The sequence below is a fragment of the Brevibacterium epidermidis NBRC 14811 genome (genome assembly GCF_001570805.1).
Taxonomy (GTDB): Bacteria; Actinomycetota; Actinomycetes; order Actinomycetales; family Brevibacteriaceae; genus Brevibacterium; species Brevibacterium epidermidis.
The window spans coordinates 174,564-190,739 of the sequence record NZ_BCSJ01000013.1; the positions used below are offsets into that span (position 1 = coordinate 174,564).

12 protein-coding genes and 1 tRNA gene are annotated in these 16,176 nt (G+C 66.3%); 2 read left to right on the forward strand and 11 right to left on the reverse strand.

Annotated features, from left to right (window positions below; all coding sequences use genetic code 11):
- Window positions 1–21 precede the first annotated feature (21 nt).
- Window positions 22–483: a PaaI family thioesterase gene (locus tag BEP01S_RS09920; protein ID WP_062242686.1), complete on the forward strand. Its 462-nt coding sequence runs from the start codon at window positions 22–24 to the stop codon at window positions 481–483.
- Between the two features lie 120 nt (window positions 484–603).
- Here BEP01S_RS09920 and BEP01S_RS09925 read toward each other — a convergent pair whose 3' ends face one another.
- Entirely contained in the window at window positions 604–1,224 is a 621-nt protein-coding gene (locus BEP01S_RS09925; protein ID WP_035320143.1) for an ANTAR domain-containing response regulator, read from the reverse strand.
- A 178-nt stretch (window positions 1,225–1,402) separates the two neighbouring features.
- On the opposite strand from BEP01S_RS09925, the gene BEP01S_RS09930 reads away from it, so the two are divergent.
- A tRNA-Leu gene (locus tag BEP01S_RS09930) sits at window positions 1,403–1,484 on the forward strand.
- Window positions 1,485–1,649: 165 nt separating this feature from the next.
- Here the strand turns inward: BEP01S_RS09930 and BEP01S_RS09935 are convergent.
- The 10 genes from BEP01S_RS09935 to BEP01S_RS09980 all read right to left on the reverse strand — a co-directional run bounded on the left by BEP01S_RS09935 (window position 1,650) and on the right by BEP01S_RS09980 (window position 16,094).
- Window positions 1,650–2,180, reverse strand: coding sequence for a GNAT family N-acetyltransferase (locus BEP01S_RS09935; protein ID WP_082819357.1), 531 nt, complete (start codon window positions 2,178–2,180; stop codon window positions 1,650–1,652).
- Window positions 2,161–3,534: a dicarboxylate/amino acid:cation symporter gene (locus tag BEP01S_RS09940; RefSeq protein WP_062242692.1), complete on the reverse strand. Its 1,374-nt coding sequence runs from the start codon at window positions 3,532–3,534 to the stop codon at window positions 2,161–2,163. Before BEP01S_RS09940 ends, BEP01S_RS09935 begins: the two co-directional genes overlap by 20 nt.
- A gap of 256 nt (window positions 3,535–3,790) precedes the next feature.
- The gene (gene pyk, locus BEP01S_RS09945; protein ID WP_062242695.1) at window positions 3,791–5,338 is read right to left on the reverse strand and encodes a pyruvate kinase; all 1,548 of its coding nucleotides are present in this window, start codon (window positions 5,336–5,338) and stop codon (window positions 3,791–3,793) included.
- Window positions 5,339–5,464: 126 nt separating this feature from the next.
- A complete protein-coding gene (locus BEP01S_RS09950; protein WP_062242698.1) occupies window positions 5,465–6,922 on the reverse strand; it encodes a glutamate synthase subunit beta in 1,458 nt (485 codons plus the stop codon).
- The gene (gene gltB / locus BEP01S_RS09955) at window positions 6,915–11,609 is read right to left on the reverse strand and encodes a glutamate synthase large subunit (protein ID WP_062242700.1); all 4,695 of its coding nucleotides are present in this window, start codon (window positions 11,607–11,609) and stop codon (window positions 6,915–6,917) included. Before gltB ends, BEP01S_RS09950 begins: the two co-directional genes overlap by 8 nt.
- Before the next feature lie 185 nt (window positions 11,610–11,794).
- Window positions 11,795–12,904 (reverse strand): prolipoprotein diacylglyceryl transferase, encoded by a 1,110-nt coding sequence (locus BEP01S_RS09960; protein WP_062242703.1) that lies wholly within the window; start codon window positions 12,902–12,904, stop codon window positions 11,795–11,797.
- A complete protein-coding gene (gene trpA / locus BEP01S_RS09965) occupies window positions 12,901–13,692 on the reverse strand; it encodes a tryptophan synthase subunit alpha (protein WP_062242706.1) in 792 nt (263 codons plus the stop codon). The genes BEP01S_RS09960 and trpA overlap by 4 nt, the downstream gene beginning before the upstream one ends.
- Complete coding sequence (trpB, locus tag BEP01S_RS09970; protein WP_062242708.1) at window positions 13,689–14,903, reverse strand: tryptophan synthase subunit beta; 1,215 nt, start codon at window positions 14,901–14,903, stop codon at window positions 13,689–13,691. Before trpB ends, trpA begins: the two co-directional genes overlap by 4 nt.
- A 127-nt stretch (window positions 14,904–15,030) precedes the next feature.
- A complete protein-coding gene (gene trpC / locus BEP01S_RS09975) occupies window positions 15,031–15,828 on the reverse strand; it encodes an indole-3-glycerol phosphate synthase TrpC (RefSeq protein WP_039207452.1) in 798 nt (265 codons plus the stop codon).
- On the reverse strand, window positions 15,825–16,094 hold the full coding sequence (locus BEP01S_RS09980; protein WP_052239789.1) for an HGxxPAAW family protein: 270 nt from the start codon (window positions 16,092–16,094) through the stop codon (window positions 15,825–15,827). Before BEP01S_RS09980 ends, trpC begins: the two co-directional genes overlap by 4 nt.
- Between the last annotated feature and the right edge of the window lie 82 nt (window positions 16,095–16,176).

Genomic DNA, 16,176 nt, shown 5'->3' on the forward strand with positions numbered 1-16,176 from the left:
AGCTGACTTGAAGGAGAACCGATGCTGCGTCCCGACGTGTCCCTGAACGCTCACACCACACCTGAGGAGATCGACACGCTGCTCGAGCAGCTGCGTGCGCCGGGTTCCGGGGGTGAGCTGGCCGAGAGGATGGGGATCGAGTTCGTCGAACTCGCCCACGACCATGTCACGGCCACGGCTCCGGTCGTCGGCAATCGGCAGCCGATGGGTCTCTTCCACGGCGGCGGCCATGTCGTTCTCGCCGAATCGCTGGCCTCGATGCACTCGTATCTGCTCTCCGGCGGCAAGAACGTCGTCGGGGTCGATCTCAATGCAACTCATCTGCGTGCCGCTCGTGAGGGTGTGGTCACCGGACGCGCCGAGGTGCTCCATCAGGGACGCACGATCGTCTCCCATGAGGTGAAGATGACCGACGAGGCGGGAAAGCTGCTCTCGATCGTGCGGATCACGAACATGATCCTGAAGACCGAATCGAAGGGCTGAGGCGAAGGCTTCCACAACGGAGCCCTCCACCCCCAAGCAGAGCAGAGGGCCGGCGAATCCATCTCGGATTCGCCGGCCCTTTCAGGTTTCGGGTTCGGACCTGCGTGGTCCGAAAGGTGGTTACTTCTTCGAGCCGATCTGCTTGAGCACGGTCTCGGCGACCTCGCGCATCGTCAGGCGACGATCCATCGAGGTCTTCTGGATCCAGCGGAAGGCCTCGGGCTCGCTGAGTCCCATGGAGGTCTGCAGCAGGCTCTTGGCGCGCTCGACGAGCTTGCGGGTCTCGAAGCGTTCGGTGAGATCTGAGATCTCCGATTCGAGCGAGCTGATCTCGGCGTGACGTGAGAGCGCGATCTCCAGGGCCGGGATGAGGTCGGCCGAAGTGAACGGCTTGACGACATAGGCCATGGCACCGGCGTCGCGGGCACGCTCGACGAGCTCCTTCTGCGAGAAGGCGGTGAGCAGCACGACGGGTGCGATGCGGGCGCGGGCAATGCGCTCGGCCGCGGAGATTCCGTCGAGGATGGGCATCTTGATGTCCATGACGACGAGGTCCGGGCGCAGCTCCTCAGCCAGGCGGATGGCGGATTCGCCGTCCGCAGCCTCACCGACGACGTCGTAGCCGACCTCGCGGAGCATTTCTACGATATCGAGACGAATCACGGCCTCGTCTTCGGCCACGACTACGCGGCGGACCGGCACGGACTCATCTGAAGTTGATTCTTCGCTGTTTGAAAGCACGTCACCAGTCTAGACCAGGCGCTCAGCGTCGTGGCCAGCGGACCCGGAAGATTCTTCTGTGAGGGTCCCCACGGGCGGTGACGGCGGCCACCGACGGGGAACGATTGTGCAATCGGTTCGCGCGCACAGTAGAATCGTCCCCGTTGCGCAGGCAGTCCATCGGGACAGCTCGCGACGAGCCGGATTGGCGGAATCGGTAGACGCGGTGCACTCAAAATGCATTGTCGAAAGACGTGCGGGTTCGAGTCCCGCATCCGGTACAGACGAAGGCACTGTCGACCACTTGGTCGTCAGTGCCTTCTTGCATCCCCGAGGATTGATGGCGAATCACGCGTGTCAGCACCCGCGGCTTCCAAATTCATACGCACTGATCAAGATCACCACATATGAACTTCAAACCCGCTCATACACACCATTCGGCGGATTCAGCGCCGCAGGTCGAGGGAGTACAGGAGCGTGTCGAAACGCTCCTGACCGACCGCCACGAAGTCCGGGAGCCTGCCGTATCTGGTGAAGCCCAGCGATTCGTAGAGGCCGATGGCCGCCTTATTGTCACCGCGCAGATCGAGGGTGACGACTTCCGTTCCGTGATGACGGGCTGCATGGATGAGTGCCTCCATCAGCCCCTTCCCCACGCCTCGGCCCTGTGCCTCGGGAGCGACCGCGACCTTTTCGATGTCGACATGAGGTCGGAAGGTGGGTCGGGTGTACCGGGCCCAAAAGGCGAATCCGGTGATCTCGTCTCCGCGACGAGCAATGGCCACTGCGGTTTCTCCTGATTCGATCCCTGCGGCCAGACGTTCGACGAGTTCGCCGATCTCCGCGGTCGTAGGAGCCGCGACCCAACCGAGTGCCGCTCCCCCATCAACGAGGCGGCCGAGCAGCGATGTCACCTGTTGGACATCGTGCTCGGCCAGTCCCTCGTAGGAGAGGAGATCAACTCTGGATGCGGGCATCCTCGGTGCGGGCCTCGTCGACATCTGCGTCCTCCTGGGTCGGAACGTAGCCGTTGATGCGCGGGGCATCGTAGCGTTCGACGTCCAGGATCTCATGGCGCTTGGCCACGATGGCGGGGACGAGTGCCTGACCGGAGACGTTGAGGGCGGTACGACCCATGTCGACGATCGGTTCGATGGCCAGCAGCAGTCCGACGCCCTCGAGCGGCAGGCCCAGGGTCGACAGGGTCAGCGTGAGCATCACTGTCGCACCCGTCGTACCGGCCGTGGCGGCCGAACCGATGACGGCGACGAAGATGATGAGCAGGTACTGGATGAGGGAGAGATCGATGCCGAAGAACTGGGCGACGAACACCGCGGCGATGGCCGGGTAGATCGCAGCGCAGCCGTCCATCTTCGTCGTTGCGCCGAAGGGCACGGCGAAGGCCGCGTAGGAGTGGGGCACTCCGAAGTTGTCGGTGGCGACCTTCTGCGTCACGGGCATGGTGCCGATCGAGGACCGGGAGACGAAGCCCATCTGCGTGGCCGGCCAGACTCCGGAGAAGTACTGGCGCACGGACAGTCCGTTGGCGCGGGCCAGGGCCGGGTAGACGATGAAGAACACGATCGCGAGTCCGATGTAGACGGCGACGACGAACCACAGCAGCGATCCCATCGTCGACCAGCCGTAGGAGTTCACGGCGTTGCCGATGAGGCCGAGGGTGCCGATGGGAGCGATGCGCACGATCCACCAGACGACCTTCTGCACGACGGCCAGGGCCGCCTCGGTGAACTCGAGGAACGGCTCTGCGGCCTTGCCGACCTTGACCGCGGCGATGCCGATGGCGCCGGAGACGATGATGAGCTGGAGGATGTTGAAGTTGACGTCGGAGGTCAGGGCTCCGGATTCATCCGGTGCGGTGGCGACTTCGAGTCCGAGGAAGTTCACTGGGATCAGTCCGGTGAGGAAGCCGAGCCAGCTGCCCTGTGAATCGGGTGCACCGGCGTTGAGCGATGCGGCGTCGGCGTGGGCGCCGGGCTGCATGACGATGCCGATGATGAGTCCGAGGACGACGGCGATGAGGGCGGTGAGTGCGAACCACAGCAGGGTCGACACCGCGAGCCTGGCGGCGTTGGTGACCTTGCGCAGGTTGCCGATGCTCGCGATGATCGCGGTGATCACCAGCGGGACGACGGCGGCCTTGAGCAGGGTGACGTACGACGAGCCGATGGTGTCGAGGGTCTGGCCGAGCCAGTTGTCAGCACTGTCGCTGACCGGTCCCCATGAGCGGGCGATGAGCCCGAGGATGACACCGGCGATGAGTGCGATGGTCACCTGCACTCCGAAGGACTTGCTCCACGCGGGCAGTCTCATTGAATTCCTCTCCTAGCGGGTCCTCCCCTCTGAGATCCGCAGGGAGGATTAGGCAACAGAGAGCACAACTGTTGAGCAATCTGCGAAATTCCATGAATCGCTGTGATCTGCCTCGCAGTTCCGAATCATCCACGCCACGGCCGCTGACTCCGCCGCACCGCACCGGACGCCGCATCGCACCGGGACACAGAAAAGCCGGCGGCGCCCGCCCCGTGTTGATGGGGTGGACGCCGTCGGCGTTTCGGCCTGGAGTCGGTCAGTGACGGGGTGCGCGGTCCTCGCGCACGATCGGCACCTCTCGGGTGTTGGGCGCTTCGGCCACGACTCCGTACCCGGCCAGCGGATCCTCCTCGGAGTCCGAGGCGTCCTGGTAGGCGGCCGTCACGCCCTTGGCGGCATCACCGATGGTGTGGATGCGCAGGGCGTTCGTCGAGCCCGGGATTCCGGGAGGCGAACCGGCCACGAGGATGCTCTGATCGCCTTCGCGGGCCGTGCCGTCTGCGAGGAGGACGGCATCGACCTGGCGTGCCATCTGGTCGGTGTGGCGCACGGTCTTCACGAGGTACGGGCGGACGCCCCAGGTCAGCGCCAGCTGGTGACGCACCTGTGGGTCGGGTGTGAAGCCGAGGATCGGCCAGGCCGGACGCAGGCGCGACATGCGTCGCACGGAGTCGCCGGTCTGCGAGAAGGTGCACAGCAGATCGATATCGAGTTGCTCAGCAATCTGCACGGCTGCTGCGGTGACGGCTCCGCCCTTCGTGTGCGGGACGGTGCCGAGCTCCGGAATCCGTTCGAGGCCGTGTTCCTCGGTGGAGCCGATGATCCGGCTCATTGTGCGGATCGCCTCGACCCAGTGAGCACCCACCGAGGTCTCCCCGGAGAGCATGAGCGCATCGGCGCCGTCGAGGACGGCGTTCGCGCAGTCGCTGGCTTCGGCGCGGGTGGGTCGCGGTGCATCGATCATCGTCTCGAGCATCTGCGTGGCGACGATGACGGGCTTGGCCTGCTGGCGAGCGATCTCGACGGCCCGCTTCTGCACGATCGGCACCTGCTCGAGGGGCAGTTCGACGCCGAGGTCGCCGCGGGCGACCATGATTCCGTCGAAGGCATCGATGACCTCATCGAGCTGGTCGACGGCCTGCGGCTTCTCGAGCTTGGCGATGACCGGTGCGGTGATTCCGACCTCGTCCATGACCGCACGGACGTCGTTCATGTCCTCCGGGCTGCGGACGAACGACAGGGCGACCCAGTCGAAGCCGAGCTGCAGACCCCATTTGAGGTCGTCGACGTCCTTCTCCGACAGTGCGGGGACGGAGACCGGGACTCCGGGCAGGTTGATGCCCTTGTGGTTGGAGATGGTTCCGCCGATCTCGACCTCGGTGACCACATCGGTGGCGGTCACCTCGGTGGCGCGAAGGCGCAGTCGACCGTCGTCGATGAGCAGCGGATCGCCCACGGACACGTCTTCTGCCAGGGTCGGCAGGGTCGTGGATACGAGTTCTGCGGTACCGGCGACGTCACGGCTCGTGATGGTGAAGGTGGCGCCTTCGACGAGTTCTTCCTTGCCGTTGGCGAAGGTGCCGACGCGGATCTTCGGACCTTGGAGGTCCAGCAGGACGGCGACGGGGCGTCCGGTGTCGAGGGCGGCCTGGCGGACCCAGGCGAACTTCTCTTCGTGTTCTTCTCGTTTTCCGTGGCTGAGGTTGAATCGGGCGACATCGACGCCTTCATCGACGAGCTCGCGGATCTCTTCATAGGAGTTCTGGTTCGGACCTAAAGTTGCGACTATCTTTGCACGCCTCATACGCTCCACCCTACCTAAAGTCTCAGCGGGCGGTCACCACCGCTCTCCACTGGTCACGAGCGGTGTGAGTGCGGCACTTCGCTGTGCCGCACCACCGCCGCTTCTCATTGTCTGACATGCATCATCTTAGCATTTGAACCCTTCGTCGGTGGGTCGAACGGGTGCCGGCAGCCTCGTCGACCCGGTGAGGAACCGGTCGACTTCGGCGGCCGCGGCGCGTCCCTCCGCGATCGCCCAGACGATGAGCGACTGTCCGCGTCCGGCGTCACCGGCGACGAAGACTCCGGGCGCAGCCGCATAGTCCTCACCCCGTGAGAATGCTCCTCTGCCGCCGGCTTCGAGATCGATGGCTGCGGTCTCCGGTCCGCTGAATCCCAGCGCGAGCAGCACGAGGTCCGCGGGGATGATGTGCTCGGTGCCCGGTGTCGGGATCCGGCGGCCGTCGGCGAACTGCGTCTGAGCGACTTCGATTCCGCTGACTCTGCCCGAATCGTCACCGACGAACCGTGTCGTCGACGCCAGGTAGCGTCTGGTTCCGCCTTCTTCGTGTGAGGATTGGACCTCGAAGATCCGCGGGACCGTCGGCCACGGTGAGTCCGCATCACGCTCGACCGGCGGTTGGCGGCCGATGGCCAGGGTCGTCACCGAGGCGGCTCCCTGGCGCAGAGCGGTGCCCAGACAGTCGGCTCCGGTGTCTCCGCCGCCGATGATGACGACGTGCTTGCCGGCCGCATCGATGAGCTCGCTCGGGTCCGCCGCCGAGGTCGCCTCGGCCGCCTGAGCTCTGTTCGACGGCACGAGGTAGTCCATGGCGAATTCGACTCCGTCGAGTCCGCGTCCCGGCAGCTCCATATCGCGGGGCACGGTGGCACCGGTGGCCACCAGCACCGCGTCGAACCGGGTCTGCAGAGCCGCGAAGTCGATATCGCGGCCGATTTCCACGCCGGTTTCGAACCGAGTCCCCTCGGCACGCATCTGCGTCAGCCGGCGGTCGATATGGTGCTTCTCGAGTTTGAAGTCCGGGATCCCGTAGCGCAGCAGCCCGCCGAGGCGGTCCTCGCGTTCGAAGACGACGACGGTGTGCCCGGCCCGGGTCAGCTGCTGTGCCGCGGCGAGTCCCGCCGGCCCGGAACCGACGACGGCGACGGTGTGCCCGGTGATCCGGTCGGGGACGACCGGGGTGATGAGTCCGGCGGCGAATCCGTCGTCGACGATGGAGACCTCGACCTGTTTGATCGTCACGGCAGGTTGGTTGATGCCGAGGACGCAGGCGTTCTCACAGGGGGCAGGGCAGGCCCGACCGGTGAATTCGGGGAAGTTGTTCGTCGCGTGGAGCAGCTCCACGGCACGCGGCAGCTCCCCGCGGTACATGGCGTCGTTGAACTCCGGAATGAGATTGCCCAGGGGGCATCCCTGATGGCAGAACGGCACTCCGCAGTCCATGCAGCGTGAGGCCTGTCGGCGCAGCTGCGCGGGATCGCCCTTCTCGTAGACCTCCGAGTAGTCCATGAGTCGGATCGGCACGGGCCTGCGGGCGGGGAGTTCGCGTTCGGTGGTGGTGAGGAATCCTCGCGGATCAGCCATGGGCGGCCTCCAGAATGGTCTGCCAGGCGTTCTCGGAATCGGCGGTGTCACCGCTGTTCGCGATCTCGTCCTGGATGTCTTTGACCCGTGCATAGGCGACGGGAATGATCTTGGTGAAGCGGGACAGGATGTCCTGGCCGCGGTCGAGTCCGGCCAGCAGTTCGCCGGCCAGCGGGGACCCGGTGGCCGCGACGTGGTCGCTCAGCAGCCTCTGCAGGACCGGAGCGTCGGAATCTCCGGTGCCGCCGAACCTGAAGACGCCTGCGGCCCGTTCCTTCGGGTTGAGTCGGCTGGGGTTGAAGTCGAGGACGAATGCCGTTCCTCCGGACATTCCGGCCGCGAAGTTGCGTCCGGTGGGTCCGAGGATGACCGCCACTCCCCCGGTCATGTACTCCAGTCCGTGGTCGCCGATGCCTTCGACGACGGCTTCGACCCCGGAGTTGCGCACGAGGAATCTCTCGCCGACCATTCCGGACAGGAACATCGACCCGGCGGTCGCCCCGTAGCCGATGACGTTGCCGGCGATGACGTTGTGTTCGGGGCGGGTGGGGTTCTCCGGTCGGGGCGCGATGCTGATCGTTCCTCCCGACAGTCCCTTCCCGACGTAGTCGTTCGCGTCGCCGCGCAGATCGATGCTCACCCCGCGTGGAAGGAAGGCGCCCAGGGACTGTCCGGCGGTTCCGTTGAGGGACACACGCACGGTCCCGGACGGCAGTCCGTCACCGCCGTGAGCCTGGGTCACGCGGTGGCCGAGCAGGGTGCCGACCGACCGGTCCGTGTTCGCGACCTCGGCGTTCAGGTGCACGGGCGTTCCCGCGGTGATCTCCTCTCCGGCCTGTTCCAGCAGTCGATAGTCGAGTTCGCCCGTGAAGTCACGTGGGGTGCGCGTCCGGCTCACCCTCGCCGAGGCGGGGCTGCCGTCGAGGTCGGTCGGAACCGTGAGGATCGGGGTGAGATCGAGGTCCAGCCCCGAGGCGGCCGCCCGGTCAGCGTCGATGCGCAGTCGTTCGACCGCGCCGATCGCCTCATCGAGGCTGCGCAGTCCCAGCTGGGCGAGGTAACCGCGGACCTCCTCGGCGATGAAGGTGAAGAAGTTCACGACATGGTCGGCCTGACCGTGGAAGCGTTCGCGCAGCTTCGGGTTCTGCGTGGCCACGCCGACCGGGCAGGTGTCCTGATGGCACACCCGCATCATGATGCATCCGGAGACGACGAGGGCGGTGGTCGCGAAGCCGAACTCCTCGGCCCCGAGCAGAGCGGCGATGATGACATCGCGGCCGGTCTTCAGCTGCCCGTCGACCTGGACGCTGATGCGTTCGCGCAGTCCGTTGAGCACGAGGGTCTGCTGAGCTTCGGCCAGTCCCAGCTCCCACGGGGTGCCCGCGTGCTTGAGCGAGTTGAGGGGGCTGGCGCCCGTGCCCCCGTCGTGGCCGGAGATGAGCACGACATCGGCTCCGGCCTTCGCCACTCCGGCGGCCACCGTCCCGACTCCGATTCCGGAGACGAGTTTGACGTGGACGCGGGCGGCCGCATTGGCCCGACCCAGGTCGTGGATGAGCTGAGCGAGGTCTTCGATGGAGTAGATGTCATGGTGCGGAGGCGGTGAGATGAGTCCGACTCCGGGAGTGGCGTGGCGGGTCTTCGCGATCCACGGGTACACCTTCTCCCCCGGCAGCTGACCTCCTTCGCCGGGCTTGGCACCCTGAGCCATCTTGATCTGCAGATCATCGGCGGCGGTGAGGTAGTGGCTGGTGACGCCGAACCGACCGGAGGCGATCTGCTTGATCGCCGACCGACGCTCCGGGTCGAGCAGGCGTTCGGTGTCCTCGCCCCCCTCACCCGTATTCGACTTCCCGCCGATCCGGTTCATCGCTATCGCCAGCGTCTCGTGCGCTTCGGCCGACAGGGAGCCGTAGCTCATGGCCCCGGTGGAGAAGCGGCGCATGATCGCCTCGGCGGGTTCGACCTCGGAGATGTCGATCGGTCCCGATTCGGTGGGGACGAGATCGAAGAGTCCGCGCAGGGTCATCAGCTCGGCGGACTGTTCGTCCACGGCCCGCGTGTACTGACGGAAGATGTCGAAACGACCGGTCGCCGTCGAGTGCTGCAGTTTGAAGATCGTCTCCGGGTTGAACAGATGCCCCGGCCCTTCCCTGCGCCACTGAAATTCGCCGCCGACGAGCAGGTTCCGGTGTGCCGGCCGCGGATGGTCCTCGCGGTAGGCATCGGCGTGCCGGGCGGTGGTCTCGGCCGCGATATCGTCGAGCGTCTTGCCGCCGAGCTGGTGCGGGGTCGAAGTGAAGTGTTCGTCGATGACCGAATCCGCCAGGCCGAGGGCTTCGAAGGTCTGCGCCCCGTGGTAGGACTGGACGGTCGAGATCCCCATCTTCGACATGATCTTCAGCAGGCCCTTGTTCAGTGCTGTGAGCACATTGGCCACGGCCGCCTCGGCGCTGATGCCCCGGATCCGTTCGGACTTCACGAGGTCCTCGGCCGATTCCATGAGCAGGTACGGGTTGACCGCGGAGGCACCGAAGGACACGAGCGTGGCCGCATGGTGGACCTCGCGGACGTCTCCGGCCTCGACGATGATGCTCACTTGGGTGCGGCTGCGTTCCCGCACGAGGTGGTGGTGCAGCGCGGAGGTCAGGAGCAGGGACGGGATCGGCGCATATTCCGAGTTCGACTCGCGATCCGTGAGGATGAGGAACACCGCTCCGTCGGCGACCGCGGCGCTCGCCTCCGCGCACAGTTCCGCGAGGCGACGGGCCATCGCGTCCTCACCGGCGCCGATCGGGTACAGCCCCGACAGCGTCACCGACGGGCGCGTGATTCCCTCGCCGAGGTGGCTGCCGGCCAGGTGCGCGATCGCCGTGAGTTCGTCGTTGTCGATCACCGGCCGCTCGAGCAGGATATGGGCGGAGTCCGGCTGAGTCGAGCACAGCAGATTGCCTTCGCGGCCGATTCCCGCCGCCATGCTCGTGACGATGTCCTCGCGGATGGAGTCCAATGGCGGGTTCGTCACTTGGGCGAAGTTCTGGTGGAAGTGGTCGAAGAGCAGCCGCGGGCGGGTGCTCAGCGCCGCGATCGCGGTGTCGCTGCCCATCGCGCCCAGGGGTTCGGCCCCGGTCTCGGCCATCGGAGCGATGAGCACGCGCAGCTCTTCCTCCGTGTACCCGAAGGTCCGCTGTCGTCTCCGGACCGATGAACTGGGGTGGCTGACATGGACGCGGGTGGGCAGTTCGGCCAAGCGCGTGGCCGAGGCCTCGACCCATTCGCGGTAGGGGTGCTCGGTGGCGAGGCTGTTCTTGATCTCCGTATCGGAGATGATGCGTCCGGCCTCGACATCGACGAGGAACATCCGGCCCGGAGTCAGTCGTCCGCGGGCAGAGACCTCGGCTTCCGGCAGGTCGACGACTCCGGATTCGCTGGCGAGGACGACGGTGTCCTCGGTCATGACGTACCGGGCCGGACGCAGTCCGTTGCGGTCGAGCACGGCTCCGGCGAGGCGGCCGTCGGTGAAGGCGACGCAGGCCGGTCCGTCCCAGGGTTCCATGAGCAGCGAGTGGTATTCGTAGAAGGCCCGCCGCTCCTCGGACATGGCCGGGTTGTTCTCCCAGGCTTCGGGGATCATCATCAGCATGGCTTGCGGCAGCGACCGGCCGGAGGCGACCATGAGCTCGAGGACCGAGTTGAATGAGGCGGAGTCCGAGGCTCCGGCGGAGATGATCGGAAAGATCCGTTCGAGTCCCGCGGTCGTGTCCGCGACCGGGGACTGAAGCAGGTCGCTGGCCAATGCCGATTCGCGGGCCTGCATCCAGTTGCGGTTGCCGCGCACCGTGTTGATCTCACCGTTGTGCGCGATCGTGCCGAACGGCTGCGCAAGCTGCCAGGAGGGAAAGGTGTTCGTCGAGAACCGCGAGTGGACGAGAGCGATCGCCGAGGTGAGGCGTTCGTCGCCGAGTTCCGTGAAGAAGCGGTCGAGCTGAGCGGTCGAGAGCATGCCCTTGAACGTCAGCGTCGTCGGCGACAGGGACGGGAAGTAGAGTCCGGCGTTGTCGAGCCGCTTCCGCACGATGAAGGCTCGTCGGGCGAGGTCGTTGTCATCGCGGGCTGGGTGGTCGGCGTCGAGGCCGAAGAACACATAGCGCATGGACGGCATGGTCTCGACGGCGATCCGGCCGAGCACTCCGGGGTCGACGGCCACGGATTCCACGTGGATGACTTGGAGTCCCTCTTCTGCGGCGATCCGCGATACGAGTGCGTCCTGGTCGACGCCGGCGGATTCAGCACTGAAGTCGGGCTGCGTCTCCGCGGTCAGAGGCGCCGTGACAGCGTTGAGGTCGGTGGCGTAGTCCTGGGAGAAGAAGCCGATGCCCATGGCATAGTCGCCCGGAGCCGGAAGTGAGATTCCGGATTCGCCGAGGCGGGCGGCGAAGTAGTCGTGCGGGATCTGGATGGTCAGTCCGGCGCCGTCGCCCGTGCCGTCGTCGGAGCCGACTCCGCCGCGGTGTTCGAGCCGACGCAGCGCGTCGAGCGCCTGGGTGATGACCGTGTGGTCGGCGCCGCCCTTGTAGCGGGCGATGAGGGCCAGGCCGCAGTTGTCGTGTTCGAGCGCCGGATCGTAGAGCCCGATGCGGCCAGGCGGGGCCGGGTTCTTGTGGGTTGGCTGAGCGCTGTGGTTCATGTTCTGCCTTCTCGGTGTTGAGTGTTTCCCGAAAAGACGGCGCTGTCCTCTGCGGTATGGACGAGCCCGGAAAGTGTGTTTTCCGAACCCGGCTGTGAGATCGCTCTCACAGCCGGATTCATAACTTACACCATGTGCAATTTCATAAGAAGCAGAAAAAGGAACGAACTGTGAACCTATTCGTCTTAAGAGTCGGACGTGTGAGGATTCTCGTCGCGGGGAGCGGGAGCCGTCTTGCCGCGCACATCGGGCACGATCGAGATCGCCGAGGTGACTGCTCCGAAGAAGCCGAAGCTGTGGCGTCCGCTGAGGTCGATGCCTGGCTCGTCGTCGAATTCCGAGTCGTCAGCGTTGTCTCCGGCCGCCGCCAAATCGCCGTTCGGTGCCTTGTTCGGGGAGGCGTCGGCGCTCGAGGCAGGGGGCGGCGGCGTGGGGGCGCCGCGGCGACCGTTCCGATCGTCGGGATCGGCCACCCGCGCAACGGACGGCAGTGGGGCTCCGGAGTCCTCGGCCGCCTCGGCGATATTGGGCGCATTGATCTCGAATGTGTGCTTCCCGCGGCGGTGGCGGCGCAGCAGGGTGCGGGAGCCGTGCACGTAGACGCCGGTCTCATAGGTGCGGTGACGCAGTCGCGAGACGGTGAGCCAGCCGAGGCCGAGAAGCAGCGCGAGGATGGCCGTCCATACATTGAACGGCAGTCCGAGGAGGAGGCGTGCATTCTCGGCTGCCGGGGTGCCGACCCGCAGGGCTTCGAGCAGGATGCGGCCGAGCCCGAACAGGCACAGGTAGAGAGCGAAGACCTGACCGTAGCCGAGCCGGAGGCGTTTGGACACGATGATGAGCACGACGCAGGCGATGAGGTTCCACACCGATTCGGTGAGGACCGTGACGCGTTCGAGGCGACCGTCGAACCAGTCGCTGAAGGCGCCGGCGACGTGGCCGAGGATGAGCCCCGGTGCGACCGAGTCGAGCAGCGGTCGGAACCTGATGCCCTGGAAGCGGGTGAGCAGCCAGACGGAGAGGAAGCCGAGGATGGTCGCTCCCCAGAAACTGAATCCGCCGTCCCAGAGGGCCAGCGCCCGGATTGGGCTGCCGTCGGGGCCGAAGTAGGTGTCCGACGCCGAGAGCAGGTGTCCGAGGCGTCCGCCGATGACGGCGGCCGGAAGACCGACGACCGCGATGGCCCACAGATCTCCCTTATGGCCGCCGCGGGCGCGCCATTGGATGCTCGTCATCCACAGAGCGAGTCCGATGCCGAGGATGGTGAAGATGACCCATGCCGGGCTGAAGCTCATGCACACCCTTCTGCGAGCTCGGCGGCGAGTCGACCGACTCCGGCCACTCCTTCGGAGTCCAGCGCCCGGACGAGGGCGGAGCCGACGATGACTCCGTCGGCGTATTCGGCGACCTCGGCCGCCTGTTCGCGGTTCGAGACACCGAGGCCGACGCAGGCGCGTTCGGCTCCGGCTTCCTTCAGCCGGGAGACGAGTTCGCGGGCATGGTTGTCGACTTCGGAGCGGACACCGGTGACACCCATGGTCGAGGCGGCGTAGACGAAGCCGGAGCTGTGCTCGACGATTCGGGCCAGCCGTTCGGGTGTCGACGACGGTGCGGCGAGGAAGATGCGGTCGAGTTCGTGCTTCTCCGAGGCAGCCAACCACGGTCCTGCCTCATCGGGGATGAGGTCGGGGGTGACGATGCCGCCGCCTCCGGCCGAGGCGAGGTCGCGGGCGAAGCTGTCGATGCCGTACTGGAGCACGAGGTTCCAGTAGCTCATGACGACGGCGGTGCCGCCGGCTGCAGAGATGGCTTCGACTGCGGTGAAGATGTCCTTGGTCCGCACCCCGTTCTCCAGCGCCGTCTCACCGGCACGCTGGATGACGGGTCCGTCCATTCCGGGATCGGAGTACGGCATGCCGACCTCGATGATGTCGACGCCGTTGCGGACGAGTTCGACCATTGCTGCGGTCGATCCCGCCACCGTGGGGAAGCCGACCGGCAGGTAGGCGATGAGAGCGGCCTTGCGGCCCGCCTCGGCGACGGCGTCGAGGGTGGTTCCTGTGCGTGGGCCCGAGTGCGTCATACCTGAACCGCTCCTTCGTCGATGTAGTCGAACCATTTCGCGGCGGTCGTCATGTCCTTGTCGCCGCGGCCGGAGAGATTGACGAGCAGGACCGCGTCGGGTCCGAGCTCACGACCCACGCGCATGGCTCCGGCCAGGGCATGAGCGGATTCGATCGCGGGGATGATGCCTTCGGTGCGGGAGAGCAGCCGCATGGCCTCCATCGCCTCTTCGTCGACGACGGGTTCGTACGTCACCCGGCCGATGTCGTGGAGGTGGGAGTGTTCGGGACCGACCGAAGGATAGTCGAGTCCGGCCGAGACCGAATGGGAGGCCTGAGTCTGTCCGTCGGAGTCCTGGAGGATGTAGGTGGCCGAACCGTGGAGGACGCCGGGGCGTCCGCCGGAGAACCGGGCGGCGTGGTGGCCGGAGTCGACTCCTTCGCCGCCGGCTTCGAAGCCGAAGATCTTCACGTCGGCATCACCGAGGAAGGCGGCGAAGAGGCCCATGGCGTTCGATCCTCCGCCGACGCAGGCGCAGACGGCGTCGGGCAGGCGGCCGACCATGTCCTGGATCTGTTCGCGGGCTTCGACGCCGATGACGTTCTGGAAGGAGCGCACCATCGCGGGGAACGGGTGGGGTCCGGCGACCGTGCCGATGACGTAGTGGGTGTCGTCGACATTGGCCACCCAGTCGCGCATGGCTTCATTCATCGCGTCCTTGAGGGTGCGGGTGCCGTTGGTCACGGCGTTGACCGTGGCTCCGAGCAGACGCATGCGCGCGACGTTGAGGGCCTGCCGCTGGGTGTCCTCCTCACCCATGTAGACCACGCAGGACATGTCGAGCAGCGCGGCGGCGGTCGCCGTGGCGACTCCGTGCTGCCCGGCTCCGGTCTCGGCGATGACACGGGTCTTGCCCATCCGCTTGGCCAGCAGAGCCTGGGCCAAGGCGTTGTTGATCTTGTGGCTGCCCGTGTGGTTGAGGTCTTCGCGTTTGAGGAACACGCGCGCACCGCCGCAGTGCTCGGCGAAGCGCGTGGCCTCGGTGAGCAGAGACGGCCGGCCGATGTAGTTGCGCTGCAGAGTGAGGAGTTCGTCGGTGAAGGCCGGATCCACCTGGGACTTGCGCCAGGTCTCTTCGATCTCGTCGAGTGCCGGGATCAGTGCTTCGGGGATGAACCTGCCTCCGAACTCGCCGAAGTACGGTCCGGTCTCCTGGCTCACATCGGTCATTGCGGTCCTTCTCGATCTCCTCGTGGCGTCGGCAGACGCAGGCGTTGAGCCTCCGCCGTGCCGGACGTCGGAATGGGTGCGGTATGGGCCATCGTCGGCCACGTGCAGCGGCCGATGGCGGCGGGGTTCAGGATGCGGACAGCGAGCGGCGTTCTCGACCGAGGGCCGTGTACTCCTCGACAGCGGCCTGAGGACGGCCGCCGGTGACGAGGGCTTCGCCCACGAGCACGAGATCGGCGCCGGCATCCGCGTACTTCGACACCTCGGCTCCTCCGGCGACACCGGACTCGGCCACGAGGGTGCATCCTGCGGGGGCGAGTTCGGCCAAAGGCGCGAACCGGTCGCTGTCGACGCTGAGGTCCTTGAGGTTGCGGGTATTGACGCCGATGAGTTCTGCGCCGAGGTCGGCAGCGATCTCGAGCTCTTCGCGATTGTGCGTCTCGACGAGCGCGGCCATGCCCAGCTCCGTGGCGAGTGCATGGAAGTCGCGCAGCTGCGCGGGATCGAGTGCTGCGACGATGAGCAGAACGATGTCGGCACCGTGTGCACGGGCCTCGTGGAACTGGTATTCGTCCACCATGAAGTCCTTGCGCAGGACCGGGATGTCCACGGCGGCGCGCACCGAGTCGAGGTCGGCGAGGCTGCCGTTGAAACGGCGGGCCTCCGTGAGCACACTGATGGCCCGGGCTCCGCCTGCGGCATACAGGCCAGCGAGGGTGCCTGGGTCGGGAATCTGAGCGAGGTCACCGCGCGACGGTGACTTCCGCTTGACCTCGGCGATGACGCCGAAGTCGGCGGACAGGTCGAAGGGGCGGGCCGGCTCGGCCGCAGCGGCTCGAGCCGTGATCTCGCTCAGCGGAACTTCGCTCCGGCGTGCCTGCAGGTCTTCCCGCACTCCGGAGACGATGTCGCCTAGTACCGTCATTTCTTCTTCGGCTTGTTGCCCAGTCCCACGGCACGCAGGATCAGGCCGACGACGACGCCGAGGGCGACGATGCCGACGCCGATGTAGGTGATCGTGGGGTTGTGGATCGTGAAGCCCACACAGCCGACGCTGATGCCGAGGAGCATGATGATGACTCCGGTCCATCCCGCCACCGAGTTGCCGTGACCGGGATCGGCGATCGCTGCGTAGTCGATCGTGGATTTGTCGAGATCTGCGGCCCCGTTGCGGGCGATGGACTGCGACATGGCGCTCCTTTGTGTGAGTGCGTGACACGCGTATGGAATCTTTCCTCTATTGTGTCACGCTTCTGCGGCTGACCGGACACCG

What these genes read in the sequence shown, in the direction of transcription:
- BEP01S_RS09920 (WP_062242686.1), top strand. Translation starts at nt 22, where the DNA reads ATGCTGCGTCCCGACGTGTCCCTGAACGCTCACACCACACCTGAGGAG.
- BEP01S_RS09935 (WP_082819357.1), bottom strand. Translation starts at nt 2,180, where the DNA reads ATGCCCGCATCCAGAGTTGATCTCCTCTCCTACGAGGGACTGGCCGAG.
- BEP01S_RS09940 (WP_062242692.1), bottom strand. Translation starts at nt 3,534, where the DNA reads ATGAGACTGCCCGCGTGGAGCAAGTCCTTCGGAGTGCAGGTGACCATC.
- pyk (WP_062242695.1), bottom strand. Translation starts at nt 5,338, where the DNA reads ATGAGGCGTGCAAAGATAGTCGCAACTTTAGGTCCGAACCAGAACTCC.
- BEP01S_RS09950 (WP_062242698.1), bottom strand. Translation starts at nt 6,922, where the DNA reads ATGGCTGATCCGCGAGGATTCCTCACCACCACCGAACGCGAACTCCCC.
- gltB (WP_062242700.1), bottom strand. Translation starts at nt 11,609, where the DNA reads ATGAACCACAGCGCTCAGCCAACCCACAAGAACCCGGCCCCGCCTGGC.
- BEP01S_RS09960 (WP_062242703.1), bottom strand. Translation starts at nt 12,904, where the DNA reads ATGAGCTTCAGCCCGGCATGGGTCATCTTCACCATCCTCGGCATCGGA.
- trpA (WP_062242706.1), bottom strand. Translation starts at nt 13,692, where the DNA reads ATGACGCACTCGGGCCCACGCACAGGAACCACCCTCGACGCCGTCGCC.
- trpB (WP_062242708.1), bottom strand. Translation starts at nt 14,903, where the DNA reads ATGACCGATGTGAGCCAGGAGACCGGACCGTACTTCGGCGAGTTCGGA.
- trpC (WP_039207452.1), bottom strand. Translation starts at nt 15,828, where the DNA reads ATGACGGTACTAGGCGACATCGTCTCCGGAGTGCGGGAAGACCTGCAG.
- BEP01S_RS09980 (WP_052239789.1), bottom strand. Translation starts at nt 16,094, where the DNA reads ATGTCGCAGTCCATCGCCCGCAACGGGGCCGCAGATCTCGACAAATCC.